The sequence below is a fragment of the Streptomyces sp. NPDC059785 genome (assembly GCF_042732375.1).
In the GTDB taxonomy this organism is placed as follows: domain Bacteria; phylum Actinomycetota; class Actinomycetes; order Streptomycetales; family Streptomycetaceae; genus Streptomyces.
Genome location: NZ_JBHWHV010000028.1, coordinates 62,357 through 83,001, shown reverse-complemented (window position 1 = coordinate 83,001; position 20,645 = coordinate 62,357). Strand labels below are relative to the sequence as shown.

Sequence of the window (20,645 nt, the reverse complement as noted above, 5' to 3'; positions counted from 1 at the left end):
AACGCCGGGTGCGTGTACTGGGCGTCCAGTGCACGTACCCGGCGTTCTCTGCGTTGTCTTTCGGCTGCGGCGCCGTTGGGGCTGGGCGCGCAGTTCCCCGCGCCCCTAGCGGGGCGCCCCCTGCGGGGCGCTCCCCGCCCCGCTCAGAGCATGCCGTTGCCGAACGGGCCCGTTCCTGCCAGCCAGATCAGGGCCAGGAGGGTGTCTATCGCGCCGAGTACTACGGCGATCAGGGCCGGTACGTTGCGGGTGCCGGACCAGGTGCGGCCCATGGCGAGCCAGCCGCAGACGACCGCCACCGGGCCGAGGATGATGCCCAGGGTGAAGAAACCGGCGACCGCGCAGATGACTCCGACAATGCCCAGCGTCGCGCGATCCGGCCCGGTCCGGGACCCCATCCGGCTCCGTGATCGGGGGTACCTGCGCGTGCCGTGTCCGAAGCCCGCCATCATCAACTCCTGAACTCGCTTGGCTCATCGGTCAGTTCGGGTTCGGTATGCAGGTACCCCGGTTTTTTTCGTACAGACCTCTAGATGTGGCCCACGCCCGCGCCCGCGTCCGCGTTCTCGCCGCGCTTGGTGAACATCGCGACCACCACCGCCACCACGGCGACCCCGGCGGCCACCAGGCACGCCAGGCTCATGCCGGAGATGAACGTGTCGTTGGTGACCTCGGTGATCTTCGCGATGATCTCGGCGGGCATGCCCTTCTGCACCGGCGGGACACCGACCTGCACGGCCTCCGCCGCCTGGTCGAGCTGGGCCGGGGTCAGCTCGGGGAGCTTGGCGTCGGCCCAGTTGCCCGCGAGGTCGCTGTCGACCTTGGAGGCCATCACCGCGCCGAGGACCGCCGTACCGAGGCTGCCGCCGATCTGCATGGCCGCCTGCTGGAGACCGCCGGCCACACCGGAGAGCTCCAAGGGGGCGTTGCCGACGATGACCTCGGTGGCGCCGACCATCACCGGTGCCAGGCCGAGGCCGAGCAGGGCGAACCAGAGCGACATGACGCCGCTGCCCGAACCGGCGTCCAGCGTGGACATCCCGAACATCGCGGCGGCGGTGAGGATCATGCCGCCGGCCAGCGGGACCCGGGGGCCGAGCTTGGTGATCATCGCGCCCGCGAGCGGGGAGCCGACGATCATCATGCCGGTGAGCGGCAGCAGGTGCAGACCGGCGTCGACCGGGCTCAGGTCGTGCACGTTCTGCAAGTAGAAGGTGACGAAGAACAGGCCGCCCATGAAGGCGATGGCCATCAGCACCATCAGGATCACACCGGCGGACAGCGCCACGGAGCGGAACATCGCCAGCGGGATGAGCGGCTCGGCGACCCTGGTCTCCCAGAGGGCGAACAGGACGAAGCCGACGACGGAGACGAGTATGAAGGTCCAGGTCTTGCCGTCACCCCAGCCCCACTCAGGGGCCTTGATGAGCGCCCAGACCAGGCAGAACATCGCGGCCGACAGCAGTGCGATGCCGAGGACGTCGAAGGAGCGCGGGGCGTTCTCGGCCCGGTGGTCGAGCAGGATCCACAGGCCCAGGAGGACCGCGAGGACACCGACGGGCACGTTGATGAAGAACACCGACTGCCAGTTGACGTGTTCGACCAGCACCCCGCCGAGGATCGGGCCGCCCGCGGTGGAGGCGCCGATGACCATGCCCCAGATGCCGATCGCCATGTTCAGCTTCTCGGCCGGGAAGGTGGCCCGCAGCAGGCCGAGCGCGGCCGGCATCAGCAGCGCGCCGAAGAGGCCCTGGAACACCCGGAAGGTGACGACGAGACCGATGGTGCCGGACAGGCCGATGGCCCCCGAGGAGGCGGCGAAGCCGACCACGCCGATGAGGAAGGTCTGCCGGTGGCCGAAGCGGTCACCGAGCTTGCCCGCGGTGATCAGCGAGACCGCGAGGGCGAGGAAGTACGCGTTGGTGATCCACTGCAGCTCGGACAGGCTGGCGTGCAGGTCGTCGCCGATGGCTGGGTTGGCGATGGCCACGATGGTGCCGTCCAGGGCGACCATCATCACGCCGACCGCGACGGTGATGAGGGTGAACCACGGATGGCCGCGCAGCCCCTTGCCCTGCGCCGGGCCGGATGCGGCGGCCGGGGCCTTGTCGGCCGGGCCGTTCGCGTCGACGGTGGTCTGACTAGTCATACGTTCGAGATTAGTGACAGCCGCTGACAATTGACAAACCAATTCACAAGTCGGTAACTGTCACGTCGCCGGGCCGTGCACGGTCGCGGCGGCAGGTGCGAGAACGAAGGACCCCACCCATGGACACAGCGTCGCGAACGGAGACGGCGGCCGGGACGGCGGCGCGGCCGGGACTGCGCGAGCGCAAGAAGCGCCGCACCCGGGACGCGCTGCTGCGCGCCGCCCTCGAACTGTTCACGACCCAGGGGTACGAGCGGACGACCGTCGACGAGATCGCCGAGGCCGTCGACGTGTCGCAGCGTACGTTCTTCCGCTACTTCGCGGGCAAGGAACAGGCCGCCTTCGCGGTGCAGGACATGACCGAGGCGCATTTCATCCAGGCGCTGCGCGAACGCCCGCCGCACGAGCCGCCGTTGGAGGCGCTGCGCCGGGCGGTGCTCGAAGGCTGGGAGACCATCGGCGAGGCGATCGAGCAGGTCGTGCCGATCGAACTGCACATGCGGACCTTTCATTTGATCGAGTCGACGCCCGCGCTGTTCGCCGCGTTCCTGCGCCGCTCGGCGGAGGCGGAGGACGAACTGGCCCGGGTGATCGCGGAGCGCGAGGGTCTTGACGTGGACACGGACCCGCGGCCGCGGGTGGCGGTGGCCGCGTTCGGCGGGGTGATGCGGGTGACGGGCCGGATGTGGGGCGCGGGCGAGGACATCAGCGTCGCGGCGATCCGCCGGCTGACCGCCGCCCATCTCGATCTCCTGGGCCCGGTCCTGGCGGAGAAGTGGCGCACGGAGTGACGCCGCGCCGGTGACCACGGCCATCAGCACGCCCGCCGCGTCGCTCCCCTCGTACTTCCCTCGCACTTCCCTCGTGCGAGTGAGGATCACCTCACGGAACGTCACCATGCCCGAGATAAGGGGCGGTTTATGGGTACAGTGCGTGACTTCCCGCTCAAGCCGGACCCTCTATGACCCAATTACCCCACGAGAAACGTGATCCGTGTCACTCGGTTAACGCGAGACCGTCCCGTTCTCCTAGTGTGTCCTCCCAGTGACTTCCTTCGACACCACCCCCCAACTCAACGTCTGGCGCGCACTGCTCGCGCTGGCCGTGGTGTTCGTCATGCTGGCCACCACCGGCTGGACCGCCCTGCACAGCCACCGCGGGCAGACGCCGCTCGAAGCGTCGCTCGCCAAGTGGGAGCACGGGCGGCTGAGCGGACACCGGCTGCCCGACCCCGACTCCGCGCCGAGCCGGCTGGCCCGCTTCTTCGCCACCCTCGACGCCCACCAGCGCACCCGTCTCGTGCAGCGCTATCCGCTCGCGGTCGGCAACATGAACGGTGCGCCCGTCTCCCTGCGCTACCGGGCGAACCGCGTCGCCCTCGCCCAGCAGCGCACCGTCGAGCTCACGCGCATGCGCGACAACCGCGTCTCCTCCGCCGGGAAGCAGCAGGCGGAGCGGCGCAAGAAGCGCTACGAGGCGCTGCTGCGGCCCCGGCGCCAGATCCTGGCCTTCGACCCCGAGGGCTCGGGCCGGGTCGCCGAGGTCATCGGCGATCTGGGCAGGGCCGAGCGGGTCTCGGTCGTGGTGCCCGGCGTCGACACCGACCTGCTCACCTTCCAGCGCACCGCCCGCAAGTACTCGGCGCCCGTCGGCATGGCGCGCGCCCTGTACCGGGCCGAGCGCGCGGCGAGCCCGTCGACCCGTACCGCCGTGATCGCCTGGGCCGACTACACGGCGCCCAGCGGACTCGGCATGGACGCGGCCACCGCGATGCGCGCCGAAGAGGGTGCGGTCCGGCTGAACGCGCTGGTGCGCGCGCTGCCGGGCCGGTCGGCCGTCGCCCTGTACTGCCACAGCTACGGCTCGGTGGTCTGCGGTGTCGCGGCGCACACGCTGCCGCGGCGGGTCGTGGACATCGCCGTCGCCGGCAGTCCCGGCATGCGGGCCGAGAGCGCCGCCCGGCTGCGCACCACGGCCCGCGTCTGGGCGATGCGGGACGCCGACGACTGGATCCAGGACGTACCGCACCTGGAGGTCGGCGGGCTCGGGCACGGCGCGGACCCGGTCGCCGCCGGTTTCGGTGCCCGGGTGCTGTCGGCGGACGGCGCGAAGGGCCACGCCGGGTACTTCGAGCCGGGCACCGACAGCCTGCGCAACTTCGCCGAGATCGGCATTGGCGCGTACCGGTCGGTCGTGTGTGCGCACAAGGACGACACGTGCCGGGCGGGTTTGTCCGGCACCCTGACTGCCTGACGCGCGTAGAAAACGAAGAACTGCGGTCTGCACGAGGAGGCGACGGAGGGACGCGTGCCGCATACGATGAGCCGCATGGGTGACGTACTGGCCGGATTTCATGCCGCCTGGGAGTTCGAGTCCGACTCCGTGCTCATCCGCTTCGAGCGGGGGATCCGCACGCCGAAGCTGTTCCAGGCGCTCGGTGAACGCCGGGTGCCCCTGGCGGCGATCGCGGCGGTGACACTGACCCCGGGGAAGCGGGGGACGGTCGTCCTGCGCGCGGTGCCGCGGCCCGGCGCCGATCCGCTGATGGACGCGGCCGCGGGACAGCTCAAGGAGTCGAGCGACCCCTACCGGCTGGTGCTGCCCGCCGAACGCGAGACGCTCGCCGAGTACTACGCGGACGAGCTGCGCTCCCTGCTCACCCACGACGACTCCCCCACCGAGCGCCATCTCGTGGACCCGCCCGCGGCCCCGCTCCAGTTCAAGGCGTACGACGCGAAGGCGTCCTTCGACGGCAGGCAGGTGTCGTTCCGCTGGTTCTGGACCGGCGCGTCCTCCGCCAAGTGGAAGGCCGGCGACCAGAGTTTCCCGGTCGCCGGTCTCAGCGGGGTCGAGTGGCGCTCCCCCGAGGTCTTCGAGGGCCATCTGCGGCTGCTGCACCGGGACAACGGCGCCCAGCCCCCGCAGGCCGACCAGGACCCGGCGGCCGTCGTCTTCGGGCTCGGCTACGGCCCGGTCCACGAGTCGCTGCCGTTCGCGGCGTCGGTGCTGGCCGCCGTGCGGGCCGCCGGGCCCAAGGCCGCGGTCACCGCCGCCGCGCCCCGCCGCGACCCGGCCGACATCGCCGACCGCATCCGCCACCTCGGCGAACTGCACCTGGCCGGGCTGGTGACGGACGAGGAGTTCTCGACGAAGAAGGCCGAGCTGCTGGCGGAGCTGTAGGACAGACGCCGAGGGGCCTGTCCTACTCGTGGCCGGCACGGACCTCGAGGGGCCTGTCCTACTCGCGGCCGGCCGACGAGAAGCTCATGTCCGGGTACCGGTCGCCCGCCACCTTCGCGGCGATCGGCTCCAGGAGCGCCAGTTCCTCGTCGCTGAGCACGATCCGCGTCGCGGCGGTGTTCTCCTCCACGCGGGTGCGCTTGCGAGTGCCCGGGATCGGGACCACCGTCAGGCCGTGCACCGCGGCCCGCTGCTGCACCCAGGCGAGGGCGACCTGGCCGAGCGAGACGCCGTGGGCGTCGGCGACGGTCCGCACCGGTTCCAGGAGCGCCGCGTTGGCGGCGGCGTTGTCGCCCGTGAAGCGCGGCTGCTGGCGCCGGTAGTCGTCCTCGGTGAAGTCCTTGTTCGCGTCGCTGAAGGAGCCGGTGAGGAAGCCGCGGCCGAGCGGCGAGTACGGGACCAGGCCCACCCCGAGCTCCCGGGCGGCCGGCACCACACCGGCCTCGATGTCCCGGCTGAACAGCGACCACTCCGACTGCACGGCCGCGATCGGGTGCACGTCCTGCGCCGCCCGCAGCTCGCCGCCGGTGACCTCGCTCAGCCCGAGGTGCTTGACCTTGCCCGCGCGCACCAGCTCGGCCATGACGCCGACGGTCTCCTCGATCGGGACGTTCACGTCGCGCCGGTGCATGTAGTAGAGGTCGATCGCCTCGACGTCGAGCCGCTTCAGGCTCGCCTCGACGGCCTGGCGGATGTAGGGGGCGTCGTTGCGGATGATCCGCCGGGTCGGCTCGTCCGGCGGGATCGACAGGGCGAACTTGGTGGCGATGACCACCTCGTCGCGGTGCGCCTTGAAGAACGGCGACAGGAACTCCTCGTTGGCGCCGTTGCCGTAGGCGTCCGCGGTGTCGTACAGGGTGACGCCGAGTTCGAGGGAGCGCTCCAGGGTGGCCCGCGCCTCGCCGGCGTCCGTGGGGCCGTACGCGAAGCTCATGCCCATGCAGCCCAGGCCCTGTACGCCGACCTGAGGGCCGTCGGTGCCGAGCTGCGCCGTCGCGATCGTGCTGTCCGTCATCGGGAACCCTCCGACGCCAGGGCCCGCCCGGCGTCCGCGTAGAAATTGATCTTGTAGTCGAGCACGGCGAGCGTGTCCTGGAGTTCGGCGATCCGGGCGCGGACGTCCCGCCGGGTCGCCTCCAGCAGCTCGAACCGTTCGCCGTAGGTCTTGTCGCCCTCGCGCACCAGCTCGGCGTAGCGCACCATGTCGGCGACCGGCATGCCGGTGAGCCGCAGCTTGCCGACGAAGGCGAGCCAGTCGAGGTCGCGGTTGCTGTAGCGGCGCTGCCCGGTGTGCGAGCGGTCGATGTGGGGCATCAGCCCGATCCGCTCGTACCAGCGCAGGGTGTGCGCCGTCAGACCGGTGAGCGCGACGACCTCGCTGATCGTGTAGCTGTCCTGGCCCTCGGGGCGCGGATGGGGCCGGGGCGCCGAGGCGCAGACGTCCGTCCTGGTGCCGGTCTCGGCGGCCGTGGCCGTGGTCTCCATCACCGTCATGACCACCACGCTAGAACCTTCGAGTGCACTCCAGGCAAGCGACTCCGGGCGAAAACCGGGCGACGTCACGCGGTCGCCATGATTACGGTGCGGCCCATGGATCCCGTACGCCGTGCCGTGCCCGAAGACGCCCTGGAAGTGCTGCGGCTGCGTCAGGTGATGATCGATTCGGTCGCCGCCGCCGACAGCTCCACGGACTGGCACACCGCCTCCCTGCCGACCGTACGCGCCAGGCTGGCCGAGCCGGGCGGCGGCTTCGCCGCGTTCGTCGTCGAGCACCCCGGGCGTCCCGGCGCGCTCGCGGCGCTGGCCGCGGGCACGGTCGAGTACCGGATAGGACGCGCGGGCAATCCGCACGGCGCGGTCGGCCACGTCTTCAGCGTCGCCACCGACCCGGACGCGCGGCGCCGCGGATACGCGCGGGCCTGCGTGGAGGCGCTGCTCGACTGGTTCCGCGAGCGGGGCGTCCCGCAGGTCGACCTGAACGCGTCGGCCGAGGCCGAGCCGCTGTACGCCTCGCTCGGCTTCGTCCGCAAGCCGGACCCGTCGATGCGGCTGACGTTCTGAGACCGGGCCCGCCGTACGGTCGTGCCGGACCCGCCGCTTAGGCTCGGGAGCATGTCACTGCGAAGTCTTGCGCTGATCGGGAACTGGCCCGTCCCCACGGCCGCGGCGGCCGTCGTCCGGGCGGACGGCACGGTGGCGGGGGCGCACGGCCCCGGCGGCCACCGCTTCCCGCTCGCCTCGGTCACCAAGCCGCTCGCCGCGTACGCCGCCCTCGTCGCGTACGAGGAGGGGGCGATCGAGTTCGACGAGCCGGCCGGCCCCCCGGGCTCGACGGTGCGGCACCTGCTCGCGCACACCTCGGGGCTCGCCTTCGACGAGCACCGGGTGACGTCCGCGCCCGGGGAGCGGCGGCTGTACTCCAACGCCGGGTTCGAGGTGCTCGGCGACCACATCGCGAAGGCGACCGAGATCCCGTTCCCCGAGTACGCGCGGCAGGCCGTGCTGGAGCCGCTCGGCATGACGGCCACGACGCTCGACGGGTCGCCCGCGAAGGACGGCGTGTCCACGGTCGACGACCTGGTGCGGTTCGCGGCCGAGCTCCAGGCGCCGCGGCTGCTCGACCCGCGGACGGTCGCCGGGGCCATGACGGTGCAGTACTCCGGCACCAAGGGCGTACTGCCCGGCTACGGCCACCAGAACCCGAACGACTGGGGCCTCGGCTTCGAGATCCGCGACTCCAAGTCCCCGCACTGGACGGGCACTTCGTCCTCACCACGCACCTTCGGCCACTTCGGCCAGTCGGGCACGTTCCTGTGGGTCGACCCGGACGCGCGCGCGGCCTGCGTCGCCCTCACCGACCGCGCCTTCGGCCCGTGGGCCCAGGAGGTCTGGCCCGCCCTGACGGACGCGGTGCTCGCCGAACTGGCCGGCTGAGCGGGTACGGGCCGGGGCGCGGCGAGCCTGGCGCGAAACGGCCGGGACACCGGCCTCATACGGACATTTCCCACAGCAGCAGCTCCGCCGGTGAACCCGCCACCGCCGTCAGGTCCTTGGCGGCGGTGATACGGGCCGCGTCGCCCGTCTCCAGTTCCTCGCCGTCGAGGCGGACCTCGCCGCGGACGACGTGCAGGTAGACGAAGGGGACGTCCGGGACGGCCGTGCGCTCGCCCTCCGCCAGTCTGCGCACGTGCAGCATGGCGCCGGCCTCGGGGACCGCGTACGGCGTGGAGTCGGCGATGCCGCGGACGACCTCGTAGGCGGGCTCGCCGCCCGGCTCCAGCGGGGCCAGCCACATCTGCACGAACCGCAGCGGCTCCTCGCCCTCGTTGCGCTCCACGTGCCGCACCCCGCCGCCCGCGCTGAGCCGCTGGAGATCGCCGGGGCGCACCCGCGACTCGTACCCGGTGGAGTCGCGGTGCGTCAGCTCGCCCTCGAGCACCCAGGTCACGATCTCGGTGTGGCTGTGCGGGTGTTCGTCGAAGCCCGCGCCGGGCGCGAGCCGCTCCTCGTTGCAGGCGATGACCGCGCCGAAGCGCAGGTTGTCCGGGTCGTAGTGCGGGCCGAAGGAGAAGGCGTGCAGGGACTCGATCCCGGCTGCCGGGTCCCCTCCGTGGTAGCGCTCGCCGGCGCGCCGTACGTCCATCACACCGACACCGTAGCCCGGCCGGGGCGTGGCTCCGGGGACCCGGCGCGGCACACTCCCGTCCGGATAAGGCAGTCTTGTCCCCGTGCCTGAACCCGTATCCAGCAACACCGAGCCCCCGGCGCACGGACTCCACCGCCACTTGGCGACCCTGAAGCGGCTGGAGAAGTCGTCCGGGAGCCTCGCCGCGCAGGCCATCGCGCGCATGGACGAGACGCTGCCGTGGTACCGGGCCATGCCCCCCGAGAACCGGTCCTGGATCGGTCTCGTCGCCCAGGCCGGTATCGCCGCCTTCACCGAATGGTTCCGGCACCCCGACGCCCCGCAGGCCATCTCCACCGATGTCTTCGGCACCGCACCGCGCGAACTGACCAGGGCGATCACCCTGCGGCAGACCGTGGAGATGGTGCGCACGACCATCGAGGTCATGGAGAGCGCCATCGACGAGGTCGCGGCGCCCGGCGACGAATCCGTTCTGCGCGAGGCCCTGCTCGTCTACGCCCGCGAGATCGCCTTCGCCACCGCCCAGGTCTACGCGCAGGCGGCCGAGGCACGCGGTGCCTGGGACGCCCGCCTGGAGTCCCTGGTGGTGAACGCCGTCCTGTCCGGCGAGGCCGACGAGGGGGCCGTGTCCCGGGCCGCCGCGCTCGGCTGGAACTCGCCGGACAACGTGTGCGTGGTGCTCGGCACCGCGCCGGACGGTGACAGCGAGCTGACGGTGGAGGCGATCCGGCGGGCCGCCCGGCACGCCAAGCTCCAGGTCCTCACCGGGGTGCTCGGCGACCGCCTGGTGGTGATCGCGGGCGGCAACGACAATCCGCTCGGGGTCGCCAAGGCACTGATCGGGCCGTACGCGGCGGGGCCCGTCGTGGCCGGTCCGATCGTGCCCGATCTGCTCGCGGCGACCCGGTCCGCGCAGGCCGCCGCGGCCGGCCTGAAGGCGTGTTTCGCCTGGCAGGACGCGCCGCGGCCGGTACTGGCGGACGATCTGCTGCCGGAGCGCGCGATCGCCGGGGACCCCTCGGCGCGCGAGCAGCTGGTGGAGGAGATCTACAGACCGCTGGAGGAGGCCGGCTCCGCGCTCCTGGAGACCCTGAGCGTCTATCTGGAGCAGGCGAGCAGCCTGGAGGGCGCGGCCCGGATGCTCTTCGTGCATCCGAACACCGTGCGCTACCGGCTGCGACGTGTGACTGACGTCACCGGCTGGTCGCCCTCGGACGTGCGCTCCGCGTTCACCCTGCGGATCGCGCTGATCCTGGGGCGTCTGGCCGATGGAGATCCGCAGAGCTAGCCGTTTGTCGGGGATCTACAATTCCCCCTCCTGTTCTTCGTCCCTGTCCCCACGGGCGGCTTCGGCCGTCCACAAGAGAGAGTGTGAGAGTGCTCGTACTCGTCGCTCCCGGCCAGGGCGCCCAGACGCCCGGCTTCCTGACTCCTTGGCTCGGCCTCCCCGGCGCCGCCGACCGCGTCGCCGCGTGGTCGGACGCCATCGGTCTCGACCTCGCCCACTACGGCACCGAGGCCGACGCGGACGCGATCCGTGACACGGCCGTGGCCCAGCCGCTGCTCGTCGCCGCCGGACTGCTGTCCGCGTCGGCGCTCGGCGACGTGGCACCCGGTGCCGTCGCGGGTCACAGCGTCGGTGAGATCACCGCCGCCGCGTTCGCCGGTGTCCTCGACGACACCGCCGCCCTGACGCTCGTGCGGGGGCGGGGCCTGGCCATGGCCGAGGCCGCCGCGGTCACCGAGACCGGTATGTCGGCGCTGCTCGGCGGCGCCCCCGAGACCACCGTGCCGCATCTGGAGAAGCTGGGCCTGACCCCGGCCAACGTCAACGGCGCGGGCCAGATCGTGGCCGCCGGCACCCTGGAGCAGCTGGCCGCGCTGGCGGAGGACAAGCCCGAGGGCGTGCGCAAGGTCGTCGCCCTGAAGGTCGCCGGCGCGTTCCACACGCACCACATGGCGCCCGCGGTGGACGCGCTCGCGAAGGCCGCCGAGGACCTGGCGCCCGCCGACCCCCGGGTCACCTACGTCTCGAACAAGGACGGGCAGGCCGTCGCCACCGGCGCGGACATCGTCCAGCGGCTGGTCGGCCAGGTCGCCAACCCGGTCCGCTGGGACCTGTGCATGGAGACCTTCAAGGAGCTGGGCGTGACCGCGCTGGTCGAGGTGTGCCCGGGCGGCACCCTCACCGGTCTCGCCAAGCGCGCCCTGCCCGGCGTCAAGACGCTGGCCCTGAAGACACCCGACGACCTCGACGCGGCTCGCGAGCTGATCGCCGAGCACAGCGCGGCCTAAGGAGTTCGGAGAGCATGTCGAAGATCAAGGCCAAGAAGGGCGCCCCGTTCGCGCGCATCCTGGGCGTGGGCGGCTACCGTCCCGTCCGCGTGGTGCCGAACGAGGTGATCCTGGAGCGGATCGATTCCTCGGACGAATGGATCCGTTCGCGTTCCGGCATCGAGACCCGGCACTGGGCCTCCGACGAGGAGACGGTCGCCGCGATGTCCGTCGAGGCGTCCGGCAAGGCCATCGCCGACGCGGGCATCTCCGCCGAGCAGATCGGCGCCGTGGTCGTCTCCACCGTCTCGCACTTCGCCCAGACCCCGGCCATCGCCACCGAGATCGCCGACAAGCTCGGCACCCAGAAGGCCGCGGCCTTCGACATCTCGGCCGGCTGCGCGGGCTTCGGCTACGGCCTGACCCTCGCCAAGGGCATGATCGTGGAGGGTTCCGCGGAGTACGTCCTCGTCATCGGCGTGGAGCGGCTCTCGGACCTGACCGACCTGGAGGACCGCGCGACGGCCTTCCTGTTCGGCGACGGTGCGGGCGCGGTTGTCGTCGGCCCCGCCGAGGAGCCGCACATCGGCCCGACCGTGTGGGGCTCCGAGGGCGACAAGGCCGCCACGATCAAGCAGACCGTCCCCTGGGACCGGTTCAGGATCGGGGACCTCTCCGAGCTGCCGGTGGACTCCAAGGGCGAGGTCAAGTTCCCCGCCATCACACAGGAGGGCCAGGCGGTCTTCCGCTGGGCCGTCTTCGAGATGGCGAAGGTCGCGCAGCAGGCCCTGGACGCGGCCGGGATCAGCCCGGAGGACCTGGACGTCTTCATCCCGCACCAGGCCAACGAGCGGATCATCGACTCGATGGTGAAGACCCTCAAGCTGCCCGCGCACGTCACGGTCGCCCGGGACGTACGCACCACCGGTAACACCTCGGCCGCCTCGATCCCGCTCGCGATGGAGCGGCTGCTGGCGACCGGCGAGGCCAAGAGCGGCGACACGGCGCTCGTCATCGGCTTCGGGGCGGGTCTCGTCTACGCCGCCACGGTCGTTACCCTCCCCTAGGCACACCGTCCGGATCATCTCCGGCCGGAGTACCGCCACACCCTCTGGATACACACCGAAGGAGCGCCTGACATGGCCGCCACTCAGGAAGAGATCGTCGAAGGTCTCGCCGAGATCGTGAACGAGATCGCCGGGATCCCCACCGAGGACGTCCAGCTGGACAAGTCCTTCACCGACGACCTGGACGTCGACTCGCTGTCCATGGTCGAGGTCGTCGTCGCCGCCGAGGAGCGCTTCGACGTCAAGATCCCCGACGACGACGTCAAGAACCTCAAGACCGTCGGCGACGCGACCGACTACATCCTCAAGCACCAGGCCTGATCTTCCGATCACCGTCCTGGGCTGACTGCCCCGCCACCCGGCGGTGGCGCCGTTCCCCGTGACAGCGGGGATGGTCCTCCTCGTAACCGTTGGAGAAAGATTCCCCGTGAGCCCGACCAATCGCACCGTGGTCGTCACCGGTATCGGCGCAACCACACCGCTGGGTGGCGACGCAGCCTCTACCTGGGAGGGCCTGGTCGCCGGACGTTCCGGTGTCCGCGCCCTCGACCAGGAGTGGGCCGCCGAGCAGGCGGTCCGTATCGCGGCGCCCGCCGCCGTGGACCCGGGCGAGGTCATCCCTCGCCCGCAGGCCCGCCGCCTGGACCGCTCGGCGCAGTTCGCGCTGATCGCGGCCAAGGAGGCGTGGGCCGACGCAGGCTTCACCGACAAGGCCGGCGAGGACGCGTCCGTCGACCCCGACCGGCTCGGCGCGGTCATCGCCTCCGGCATCGGCGGCGTGACGACCCTGCTCGACCAGTACGACGTGCTGAAGGAGAAGGGCGTACGCCGCGTCTCCCCGCACACCGTGCCGATGCTGATGCCGAACGGCCCGTCCGCCAACGTGGGCCTCGCCGTGGGCGCCCGCGCCGGTGTGCACACCCCGGTCTCCGCCTGCGCGTCGGGCGCCGAGGCCATCGGCTACGCGATCGAGATGATCCGTACGGGCCGTGCCGACGTCGTCGTCGCGGGCGGCACCGAGGCGGCCATCCACCCGCTGCCCATCGCCGCCTTCGGCAACATGATGGCGATGTCCAAGAACAACGACGACCCGCAGGGCGCCTCCCGCCCCTACGACGCGGCCCGTGACGGCTTCGTCCTCGGCGAGGGTTCCGGCGTCCTGGTCCTGGAGTCGGCCGAGCACGCCGCCGCGCGCGGCGCCCGCGTCTACGTCGAGGCGGTCGGCCAGGGCATCTCCGCCGACGGCCACGACATCGTGCAGCCGGAGCCCGAGGGCCGCGGCATCTCGGCGGCGCTGCACAACCTGCTCGCCAACACCGACCTTGAGCCGGCCGAGATCGTGCACGTGAACGCGCACGCCACCTCGACCCCGGCCGGCGACATCGCCGAACTGAAGGCGCTGCGCAAGGTCTTCGGCGACGACGCCGACCACATGGCGGTCTCCGCGACCAAGTCGATGACCGGGCACCTGCTCGGCGGCGCCGGCGGCGTCGAGTCGGTGGCGTCGGTGCTCGCCCTGTACCACCGCGTCGCCCCGCCGACGATCAACGTCGAGAACCTCGACCCGGAGGCCGCGGCCAACGCCGACGTCGTCCGCGACGAGGCGCGCAAGCTGCCCGTGGAGGGCCGTATCGCCGCGCTGAACGATTCGTTCGGCTTCGGCGGCCACAACGTGGTGCTGGCGTTCCGCACGGTCTGAGAACTGGCTGTACGCCGAAGGGCCCCCGCCTCCTGCGAGGCGGGGGCCCTTCGGCGTACGTGCGCGGGCCGCCGACGGCGTCTCAGGGGCCCTCAGACGACCTGGTGGAGCCAGCGGACGGGGGCGCCCTCCCCGGCGTACCTAAACGGCTCCAGCTCGTCGTCCCAGGGCTTGCCGAGGAGCTTGGCGAGCTCCGCCGCCAGGTCGCCCTCGCCGCGCTGGGCGCGGGCCAGGGCGGCGCGGAGCCGGTCCTCGGGGATCAGGATGTCGCCGTGGATGCCGGTGACGGCGTGGAAGATGCCCAGCTCCGGGGTGCAGCTGTAGCGCTCGCCCTCGGCGCCGGGGCTGGGCTCGGAGGTGACCTCGAAGCGCAGGAGCTGCCAGCCGCGCAGCGCGGAGGCGAGCTTGGACGCGATGCCCGGCTCGCCCCGCCAGGAGAATTCCGATCTCCAGGTGCCGGGGGCCGCCGGCTGCCGGATCCAGTCGAGGTTGACGCGCGTGCCGAGCACGCCCGCGACCGCCCACTCGACGTGCGGGCACAGCGCGCGCGGCGCGGAGTGCACGTAGAGAACTCCACGTGTCGTCACCGGGACCTCCGGGCAGAGCGGGACATCTTGTAACTTAGCGGAACGGCTGTGGCAGGGCAGCCACGGGGCTGAGGCTACCGTGCAGCGGCGCAAGGAGTGTGACGTACCGTCGGTTGCGGTGCGTACGAACGCCGAGGTTTCACCCAAGGGGACGCGGTGCTGACCCAGCGTGCACGAAGAACGAGGGGACCGAGGAGAACTGCATGCGGAAGCGAAGGCCCCGTTCACGGGCGGTGCTCGCCGTCGTGGCGGCGGCCGTGCTCGGCGTCGCGGGCTGCGACGCCGTCGGTGGTGACTCCGGACCGGCCGCGACCCGGCGGTCCTCGCCCAGCCCGACGCCCACGTGGGACCGCGCTCCTGACTCGCTGGCGGCGGTGGGCGACTCCATCACGCGCGGGTTCGACGCGTGCAGCGTGCTGTCCGACTGCCCCGAGGTGTCCTGGGCGACGGGCAGCGACCCGAAGGTGAAGAGCCTGGCGGTGCGGCTGCTGGGCACGGACGGGGCGGCCAAGCGGAGCTGGAACTACGCGGTGACCGGCGCCCGGATGGCGGACCTGCCGGGGCAGATGGCCAAGGCGGTGCCCCGGAAGCCGGAGCTGGTGGCGGTGATGGCGGGCGCCAACGACGCCTGTACGTCGAGCGTTTCCACCATGACGTCCGTCGCCCGTTTCCGTGCCTCGTTCGAGGAGGCGATGGACACGCTGCGGGCCTCGCTGCCCAAGGCGCAGGTCTACGTGTCGAGCGTGCCGGACCTGAAGCGGCTGTGGTCGCAGGGGCGCGGCAATCCGCTGGGCAAGCAGGTCTGGAAGCTGGGCATCTGTCCCTCGATGCTGGGCGACGCGGACGCCCTGGACGCGTCGGCGACGTCGCGCCGGGCCAAGGTGCAGAAGCGCGTGGTGGCGTACAACGAGGTGCTGCGGGAGGTGTGCGCGAAGGACGAGCGGTGCCGGTTCGACGGGGACGCGGTCTTCGACTACCGCTTCGGCACGAAGCAGTTGAGCCACTGGGACTGGTTCCACCCGAGTACGAACGGGCAGGCGCGGCTCGCGGAGATCGCGTACCGGACGGTGACCGCGAGGAAGCCGACGGCGTGAGCGGGCGCTGAGCTGCCCGGCGACGGGCGCTGCGCGTAGGGTTCGATCATGCGCAGCGAACTCTTCGGCTCCCTTTCCGACGGCACCCCCGTACACCGCTGGACCCTGGAGCGTGCCGGGACACGGGTGCGGATCCTGACGTACGGCGGGATCGTGCAGTCGGTGGAGGTCCCGGACCGGGAGGGGCGGGCCGCCAACGTGGTGCTGGGCCACGCGGACGTCGCGGGGTACGTGGACCACCCGGGGCCGTACTTCGGGGCGCTGGTGGGCCGTTACGCGAACCGGATCGCGGGCGCCCGCTTCGAGCTGGACGGCAAGGAGTACCGGCTCGCGGCGAACAACGGGCCCAACTCCCTGCACGGCGGCGAGCGCGGCTTCGACAAGCGCGTGTGGGAGGCTCAGGCGCTCGAACACGGCGTCCGGCTGTCCCGGGTGAGCCCGGACGGCGAAGAGGGCTTCCCGGGCCGTCTGGAGGTCTCCACGGCCTACACCCTGGACTCGGACGGCTCGCTGCGGATCTCCTACGAGGCCGTCACGGACGCCCCGACGCCGGTGAACCTGACGAACCACACGTACTGGAACCTGAACGGCTCGGGCAACGCGGGCGGGCACGAGCTGCGCCTGTCCGCCTCGCGGTACACGCCGGTGGACGACGAGCTGATCCCGGACGGCGGGCCCGCCGACGTGGAGGGCACGCGCTTCGACTTCCGCGCGGAGCGCAGGACCGGCGGCGGCTACGACCACAACTTCCTGTTCGACAAGGGCGTGAGCGAGGCACCCGAGGAGGCCGCCGAGCTGTACGACCCGGTGTCGGGGCGGGTGCTGACCATCGCGACCACCGAGCCCGGCATCCAGCTCTACACCTCCGACCACCTGCCCGCCGGGCTGCCCTGCGCCCCCGGCGACGGCATCGCCCTGGAGACGCAGCACTTCCCCGACTCCCCCAACCGGCCGGACTTCCCGGACACCGTGCTGCGTCCGGACCGGACGTACCGGTCGGAGACGGTGTACGGGTTCTCCGTACGGCGGTAGGCGGCTTCTCCGTACGGCGGCAGGCGGCCGGGAGAGCGTGAGCCCCGGCCCGGTCGTCAGGTCCGGGCCGGGGCTGTCTGTGGGGGCGCCCGCGGCGCCCCGCCGCGGCTACGCCTCCACGATCGTGCTCACCCGGCGGTCGGCGAGGGAACGGCCTGCCGCGATCTCGTACGAACCCTTCACGAAAGCCCACCCGCCGGCCGTCTCGTCCCAGATCTCGAAGGCGCGGCGCGGGATTTCGACGACGGCCTCGGCGCTGTCGCCGGGGCCCGCCTCGACGGCCGCGAACCCGGCCAGCCAGCGGGCGGGCCGCTCGGCGTCGGCCTCCACCGGGGCCAGGTAGACCTGGACGACCTCGCGCCCGGCCCGCTCGCCGGAGTTGCGCAGCCGGACGGTGACGGTGCTGCCCGCCGCCTCGACGGACTCGTACTCCCAGTCGGTGTAGCCGAGGCCGTGCCCGAAGGCGTACGCCGGGGTCCTGCCCGCCCTCTCCCAGGCCCGGTAACCGATGAAGACGCCCTCGGTGTACGGGAGTTCGCCGTTGGCCGGGGTGACCTGGACGACCGGGGCGTCGGCGAGGGAGCCCCAGGTGGTGGGCAGCCGGCCGCCGGGCTCGTGGGCGCCGGTGAGGACGTCGGCGAGGGCGGCGCCGCCCTCCTGGCCGGGGAACCAGCTCAGCAGGACGGCCGCGACGTCCTCGCGCCACGGCAGCTCCACCGGGGAGCCGGAGTTGACGACCACGACGGTGTTCGGGTTGGCCGCGGCGACGGCGCGCACCAGGTCGTCCTGGCGGCCGGGCAGCCGCAGGTCGGTGCGGTCGAAGCCCTCGGACTCGACGCGGTCGGTGGTGGCGACCACGACGACGGCGGTGTCGGCGGCGCGGGCGGCCTCGACGGCCTCGGCGATCAGCTCGTCGGCGTCGCGCTGCGGCTCCTGGTGGGCGAGCGCGAAGCCGACCACCTTCATGGGGATGTTCGCCGGGAACTCGACCACGTACCGCAGCGAGACCTCGTAGGTCTGCCCCGCCGTGAGCTCCACCCGGGCGTGCTCGACGGGGGCGCCGAAGAACGAGATGAACGGGTCGTCCTTCTCCGCGCCCTGCACGCCGTCGAAGTGGACGGCGTTGTCGACGGTGAGCGTGAAGGTGCCCAGGCCCTTGATGCCGAAGGTGTGCGCGCCGCTCTCGCGCGGGGTGAAGGTGCCGGTCAGCTCGACGCTGTGCAGGTTGTCGTGGGTGACGCCCTCGGGCAGGTCGTCGCCCATCCACTGGACCTGGCCGTTGGGCGAGGAGCCGGTGCCGACGACCGCGCCGGCGGCGTCGTAGCAGACGGCGTTGAGCGTGAACCCCTGGTCGGCGACGGCGAGTTCCTCGTTCGGGTCGGCGCCGAGCGCGTAGGTCAGCGCGCCCTCGGGGAGGGCGGCCGTCAGGCCGTCGAGGGGGGAGACGATGTGGGCCGGGAAGACGGTGGCGGAGCCGCCGCCGAGGACTCGGGCGTCGCGGGCGGCGGCGCCGGCGAGGGCGACGGTGCCGGGGCGCAGCGGCAGCGCGGGCGCACCGCCCCGCTCCTCGTTGCGGACCAGGACGAAGGAGCGGCGGGCGGTCTCGCGGGCCAGGGCCTCGCCGTCGACGTCCGCGGGCGGCTCGGTGACGACGGGCCCGGCGCCTTCGAGGATGCCGACGCGGGCGGCGAGGCGGAGCACGTTGCGCACGGCGGCGTCGACCGCCGACTCGGGCACGTCGCCGTCGCGCACGGCCTGGGCGAGCGCCGGTCCGTACACGGTCTGCGGCCCCGGCATGGCGACGTCGAGCCCGCCGGTGATCGCGTCGGCCGTGGACCGGGCGGCCATCCAGTCGGACACATTGAACCCGTCGAAGCCCCACTCGCCGCGCAGCACCTCGTTCACGAGGTAGCGGTGCTCGGTCATCGTCGTGCCGTTGACCGAGTTGTAGGCGGTCATGATGCCCCAGGGACGGGCGTTCTCGACGATCGCCTCGAAGGGGGCGAGGTACAGCTCGCGCAGGGCCCGCTCGGAAACGACGTTGTCCACGGTGAACCGGTCGGTCTCGGCGTCATTGGCGACGAAGTGCTTGACGGTGGTACCGACACCGCCGGACTGCACACCACTGACGTAACCGGTACCGATCCGCCCGGTCAGATACGGGTCCTCGCTGTACGCCTCGAAGTGCCGGCCGCCGAGCGGGGAGCGGTGCAGGTTCACGGTGGGCGCGAGCAGCACGTGGACGCCCTTGCGGCGAGCCTCCTGGGCGAGCAGCACGCCGGCGCGGCGGGCCAGCTCCGGGTCCCAGGTGGCGGCGAGCGCGGTCGGGGAGGGCAGCGCCACGGACGGGTCGTCGGCGGTCCAGTGCACGCCCCGGACGCCGATCGGCCCGTCGGACATGACCAGCGACTTCAGCCCGATCTCGGGCAGCGCGGGCAGCGACCACATGCCCTGCCCGGACAGCAGGCTCGCCTTGGCGTCGAGCCCGAGCCTGCCGAGCGCGGCCTCCACGGCCGCCTCGCGCGCCCGGTCTGCCGTATCCCCGGTCCTGTCCTGCGCTGCTTCCGCCACGGCGGTACCTCCTCGTCGAAGTCCTGAGACGCCCCCATCCTGCACCCGTTACCTGTAGATCGGTAGGTTTCGTTATGCGCCCGTTATTTTTATCGAACCCGTTTGCCGTACGGTGACGCCATGACGACCAGGGCCAGGAGCGAGGAGCGGCGCGCGGAGATCGTGCGGGCGGCTCTCGAGGTGATCGCCGAGCGCGGTTACCGGGGAGCGAGCCTGGCCACCGTGGCGGAACGGGTGGGCCTCACCCAGCAGGGCCTGCTGCACCACTTCCGCACCAAAGAAAGCCTGCTCGTCGCCGTCCTGGAGGACCGCGACAAGTGGGACGCGGTACCGGAGGGCAGCTGGCGCCTCGACCTGCTGGCCTCCCTCGTCGAGTACAACGCGATGCGGCCGGGCATCGTGCAGACCTTCGCGGCGCTGCTCGGCGAGAGCGTCACCGAGGGGCACCCGGCGCGCACCTTCTTCACCGGCCGCTACGGCGCCGTGCGCGCGAACATGGCGTCGGTGCTGCGCGCCGAGTACGGGGAGCGGCTGCCGAGCGGACTCACTCCCGAGCGCGCCGCCCCGCTCCTGGTCGCGGTGATGGACGGGCTCCAGTACCAGTGGCTCCTGGACCCGGACTCGGTGGACATGCCGGGGGCGTTCCAGGACTTTCTTACGTTGCTGGGCGAGAACCCGTGACGGCCACCTCCGCCCACACCGTCTTGCCGACGGGCTGACGGGGACTCCACCCCCATCGCTCGGCCAGGACGTCCACGAGGAACAGCCCCCGGCCCGACTCACCCTCAAGGGACACTGACGGAGGGCCAGCGGGCGGCCGCTTCGCGGAAGCGGCGTCCGCGACCTCGACACGGACGACACCCGTGACTCCGTCGAGGGCGAGCCGGAGGCCGAAGTCGCGTCCCGGGGCCCGGCCGTGCTGCACGGCGTTCGCCGCCAGTTCGCCGACGACGAGGGCGACCGCGCACGACGCGTCCGACATCGGCGGGTGGCCCCACTCCGCCATGTGCCGGACCGCGAGCCGCCGCGCGAGCTGCGCGCCTCGCGGTGACATGACGAACTGCGCCGCGAAGCACGGCAGTTGTTCGCGGGACACTTCGCGGGGCAGCCCGCTTCCCGATGCGGTCGTTCCTGTCGACACGGTTGGTCCGTCCTTCTCTGTCGAGCCGAGCATTCCGCGACGTACGCGAGTCGTCACGTTCCGTACTCAAGATTCGTCCGGTCGCCCTACGCTCGATAGATGACACAGCATTACTTTCCAGCCCGTAAGGAACGGACGTGACGCC

At 72.0% G+C, this 20,645-nt stretch carries 21 protein-coding genes; 13 read left to right on the top strand and 8 right to left on the bottom strand.

All coding sequences use genetic code 11. The features are described from left to right. Nucleotides 1-143 precede the first annotated feature (143 nt). Both ACFV6E_RS21975 and ACFV6E_RS21970 read right to left on the bottom strand, forming a co-directional pair. A complete protein-coding gene (locus ACFV6E_RS21975) occupies nucleotides 144-452 on the bottom strand; it encodes a small hydrophobic protein (RefSeq protein ID WP_385163883.1) in 309 nt (102 codons plus the stop codon). A gap of 77 nt (nucleotides 453-529) precedes the next feature. Next, nucleotides 530-2,149 (bottom strand): MFS transporter, encoded by a 1,620-nt coding sequence (locus tag ACFV6E_RS21970; RefSeq protein WP_385163886.1) that lies wholly within the window; start codon nucleotides 2,147-2,149, stop codon nucleotides 530-532. A gap of 119 nt (nucleotides 2,150-2,268) precedes the next feature. Here ACFV6E_RS21970 and ACFV6E_RS21965 point away from each other — a divergent pair, with 119 nt between their 5' ends. The 3 genes from ACFV6E_RS21965 (at nucleotide 2,269) to ACFV6E_RS21955 (ending at nucleotide 5,329) form a co-directional block, all read left to right on the top strand. Continuing rightward, nucleotides 2,269-2,940 (top strand): TetR family transcriptional regulator, encoded by a 672-nt coding sequence (locus tag ACFV6E_RS21965; protein ID WP_385163889.1) that lies wholly within the window; start codon nucleotides 2,269-2,271, stop codon nucleotides 2,938-2,940. A 253-nt stretch (nucleotides 2,941-3,193) separates the two neighbouring features. After that, on the top strand, nucleotides 3,194-4,402 hold the full coding sequence (locus ACFV6E_RS21960) for an alpha/beta hydrolase (protein WP_385163891.1): 1,209 nt from the start codon (nucleotides 3,194-3,196) through the stop codon (nucleotides 4,400-4,402). Between the two features lie 66 nt (nucleotides 4,403-4,468). Next, complete coding sequence (locus tag ACFV6E_RS21955) at nucleotides 4,469-5,329, top strand: DUF4429 domain-containing protein (protein ID WP_385463846.1); 861 nt, start codon at nucleotides 4,469-4,471, stop codon at nucleotides 5,327-5,329. A gap of 58 nt (nucleotides 5,330-5,387) precedes the next feature. On the opposite strand, the gene ACFV6E_RS21950 is transcribed toward ACFV6E_RS21955, so the two are convergent. Both ACFV6E_RS21950 and ACFV6E_RS21945 read right to left on the bottom strand, forming a co-directional pair. Further along, nucleotides 5,388-6,404: an aldo/keto reductase gene (locus ACFV6E_RS21950; RefSeq protein WP_385163895.1), complete on the bottom strand. Its 1,017-nt coding sequence runs from the start codon at nucleotides 6,402-6,404 to the stop codon at nucleotides 5,388-5,390. Next, the gene (locus ACFV6E_RS21945; RefSeq protein ID WP_385463800.1) at nucleotides 6,401-6,883 is read right to left on the bottom strand and encodes a MerR family transcriptional regulator; all 483 of its coding nucleotides are present in this window, start codon (nucleotides 6,881-6,883) and stop codon (nucleotides 6,401-6,403) included. Before ACFV6E_RS21945 ends, ACFV6E_RS21950 begins: the two co-directional genes overlap by 4 nt. Nucleotides 6,884-6,979: 96 nt before the next feature. Here ACFV6E_RS21945 and ACFV6E_RS21940 point away from each other — a divergent pair, with 96 nt between their 5' ends. Together ACFV6E_RS21940 and ACFV6E_RS21935 are read left to right on the top strand one after the other, a co-directional pair. Then, complete coding sequence (locus ACFV6E_RS21940) at nucleotides 6,980-7,450, top strand: GNAT family N-acetyltransferase (protein WP_385163901.1); 471 nt, start codon at nucleotides 6,980-6,982, stop codon at nucleotides 7,448-7,450. A gap of 51 nt (nucleotides 7,451-7,501) precedes the next feature. After that, nucleotides 7,502-8,323, top strand: a complete 822-nt coding sequence (locus ACFV6E_RS21935; RefSeq protein WP_385463797.1) for a serine hydrolase domain-containing protein — start codon at nucleotides 7,502-7,504, stop codon at nucleotides 8,321-8,323. 55 nt (nucleotides 8,324-8,378) lie between these two features. Here ACFV6E_RS21935 and ACFV6E_RS21930 read toward each other — a convergent pair whose 3' ends face one another. After that, the gene (locus tag ACFV6E_RS21930; RefSeq protein ID WP_385163907.1) at nucleotides 8,379-9,035 is read right to left on the bottom strand and encodes a pirin family protein; all 657 of its coding nucleotides are present in this window, start codon (nucleotides 9,033-9,035) and stop codon (nucleotides 8,379-8,381) included. An 82-nt stretch (nucleotides 9,036-9,117) separates the two neighbouring features. Between ACFV6E_RS21930 and ACFV6E_RS21925 the strand changes: the two genes are divergently transcribed. The 5 genes from ACFV6E_RS21925 to ACFV6E_RS21905 all read left to right on the top strand — a co-directional run bounded on the left by ACFV6E_RS21925 (nucleotide 9,118) and on the right by ACFV6E_RS21905 (nucleotide 14,075). Then, the gene (locus ACFV6E_RS21925; RefSeq protein WP_385163910.1) at nucleotides 9,118-10,323 is read left to right on the top strand and encodes a PucR family transcriptional regulator; all 1,206 of its coding nucleotides are present in this window, start codon (nucleotides 9,118-9,120) and stop codon (nucleotides 10,321-10,323) included. A gap of 89 nt (nucleotides 10,324-10,412) precedes the next feature. After that, entirely contained in the window at nucleotides 10,413-11,330 is a 918-nt protein-coding gene (locus tag ACFV6E_RS21920) for an ACP S-malonyltransferase (RefSeq protein WP_385463794.1), read from the top strand. A gap of 14 nt (nucleotides 11,331-11,344) precedes the next feature. Continuing rightward, complete coding sequence (locus ACFV6E_RS21915) at nucleotides 11,345-12,376, top strand: ketoacyl-ACP synthase III (protein ID WP_385163916.1); 1,032 nt, start codon at nucleotides 11,345-11,347, stop codon at nucleotides 12,374-12,376. Between the two features lie 72 nt (nucleotides 12,377-12,448). Continuing rightward, entirely contained in the window at nucleotides 12,449-12,697 is a 249-nt protein-coding gene (locus tag ACFV6E_RS21910; RefSeq protein WP_028800941.1) for an acyl carrier protein, read from the top strand. Nucleotides 12,698-12,803: 106 nt separating this feature from the next. Further along, nucleotides 12,804-14,075, top strand: coding sequence for a beta-ketoacyl-[acyl-carrier-protein] synthase family protein (locus ACFV6E_RS21905; protein WP_385463791.1), 1,272 nt, complete (start codon nucleotides 12,804-12,806; stop codon nucleotides 14,073-14,075). A gap of 92 nt (nucleotides 14,076-14,167) precedes the next feature. On the opposite strand, the gene ACFV6E_RS21900 is transcribed toward ACFV6E_RS21905, so the two are convergent. After that, nucleotides 14,168-14,662: a DUF3145 domain-containing protein gene (locus ACFV6E_RS21900; RefSeq protein ID WP_385163925.1), complete on the bottom strand. Its 495-nt coding sequence runs from the start codon at nucleotides 14,660-14,662 to the stop codon at nucleotides 14,168-14,170. Between the two features lie 203 nt (nucleotides 14,663-14,865). Here ACFV6E_RS21900 and ACFV6E_RS21895 point away from each other — a divergent pair, with 203 nt between their 5' ends. Together ACFV6E_RS21895 and ACFV6E_RS21890 are read left to right on the top strand one after the other, a co-directional pair. Beyond that, nucleotides 14,866-15,756, top strand: coding sequence for an SGNH/GDSL hydrolase family protein (locus ACFV6E_RS21895; protein ID WP_385463788.1), 891 nt, complete (start codon nucleotides 14,866-14,868; stop codon nucleotides 15,754-15,756). 48 nt (nucleotides 15,757-15,804) lie between these two features. Then, entirely contained in the window at nucleotides 15,805-16,788 is a 984-nt protein-coding gene (locus ACFV6E_RS21890; protein ID WP_385463785.1) for an aldose epimerase family protein, read from the top strand. 108 nt (nucleotides 16,789-16,896) lie between these two features. On the opposite strand, the gene ACFV6E_RS21885 is transcribed toward ACFV6E_RS21890, so the two are convergent. Next, complete coding sequence (locus ACFV6E_RS21885; RefSeq protein WP_385463782.1) at nucleotides 16,897-19,359, bottom strand: glycoside hydrolase family 3 protein; 2,463 nt, start codon at nucleotides 19,357-19,359, stop codon at nucleotides 16,897-16,899. Between the two features lie 102 nt (nucleotides 19,360-19,461). Between ACFV6E_RS21885 and ACFV6E_RS21880 the strand changes: the two genes are divergently transcribed. Then, a complete protein-coding gene (locus ACFV6E_RS21880; protein ID WP_385463780.1) occupies nucleotides 19,462-20,040 on the top strand; it encodes a TetR/AcrR family transcriptional regulator in 579 nt (192 codons plus the stop codon). Here ACFV6E_RS21880 and ACFV6E_RS21875 read toward each other — a convergent pair. Then, nucleotides 20,015-20,533, bottom strand: a complete 519-nt coding sequence (locus ACFV6E_RS21875) for an ATP-binding protein (RefSeq protein WP_385163968.1) — start codon at nucleotides 20,531-20,533, stop codon at nucleotides 20,015-20,017. The genes ACFV6E_RS21880 and ACFV6E_RS21875 overlap by 26 nt on opposite strands. Nucleotides 20,534-20,645: the final 112 nt, after the last annotated feature.

What these genes read in the sequence shown, in the direction of transcription:
- ACFV6E_RS21965 (WP_385163889.1), top strand. Translation starts at nt 2,269, where the DNA reads ATGGACACAGCGTCGCGAACGGAGACGGCGGCCGGGACGGCGGCGCGG.
- ACFV6E_RS21950 (WP_385163895.1), bottom strand. Translation starts at nt 6,404, where the DNA reads ATGACGGACAGCACGATCGCGACGGCGCAGCTCGGCACCGACGGCCCT.
- ACFV6E_RS21875 (WP_385163968.1), bottom strand. Translation starts at nt 20,533, where the DNA reads ATGCTCGGCTCGACAGAGAAGGACGGACCAACCGTGTCGACAGGAACG.
- ACFV6E_RS21940 (WP_385163901.1), top strand. Translation starts at nt 6,980, where the DNA reads ATGGATCCCGTACGCCGTGCCGTGCCCGAAGACGCCCTGGAAGTGCTG.
- ACFV6E_RS21935 (WP_385463797.1), top strand. Translation starts at nt 7,502, where the DNA reads ATGTCACTGCGAAGTCTTGCGCTGATCGGGAACTGGCCCGTCCCCACG.
- ACFV6E_RS21970 (WP_385163886.1), bottom strand. Translation starts at nt 2,149, where the DNA reads ATGACTAGTCAGACCACCGTCGACGCGAACGGCCCGGCCGACAAGGCC.
- ACFV6E_RS21915 (WP_385163916.1), top strand. Translation starts at nt 11,345, where the DNA reads ATGTCGAAGATCAAGGCCAAGAAGGGCGCCCCGTTCGCGCGCATCCTG.
- ACFV6E_RS21890 (WP_385463785.1), top strand. Translation starts at nt 15,805, where the DNA reads ATGCGCAGCGAACTCTTCGGCTCCCTTTCCGACGGCACCCCCGTACAC.
- ACFV6E_RS21945 (WP_385463800.1), bottom strand. Translation starts at nt 6,883, where the DNA reads ATGACGGTGATGGAGACCACGGCCACGGCCGCCGAGACCGGCACCAGG.
- ACFV6E_RS21975 (WP_385163883.1), bottom strand. Translation starts at nt 452, where the DNA reads ATGATGGCGGGCTTCGGACACGGCACGCGCAGGTACCCCCGATCACGG.
- ACFV6E_RS21910 (WP_028800941.1), top strand. Translation starts at nt 12,449, where the DNA reads ATGGCCGCCACTCAGGAAGAGATCGTCGAAGGTCTCGCCGAGATCGTG.
- ACFV6E_RS21955 (WP_385463846.1), top strand. Translation starts at nt 4,469, where the DNA reads ATGAGCCGCATGGGTGACGTACTGGCCGGATTTCATGCCGCCTGGGAG.
- ACFV6E_RS21895 (WP_385463788.1), top strand. Translation starts at nt 14,866, where the DNA reads ATGCGGAAGCGAAGGCCCCGTTCACGGGCGGTGCTCGCCGTCGTGGCG.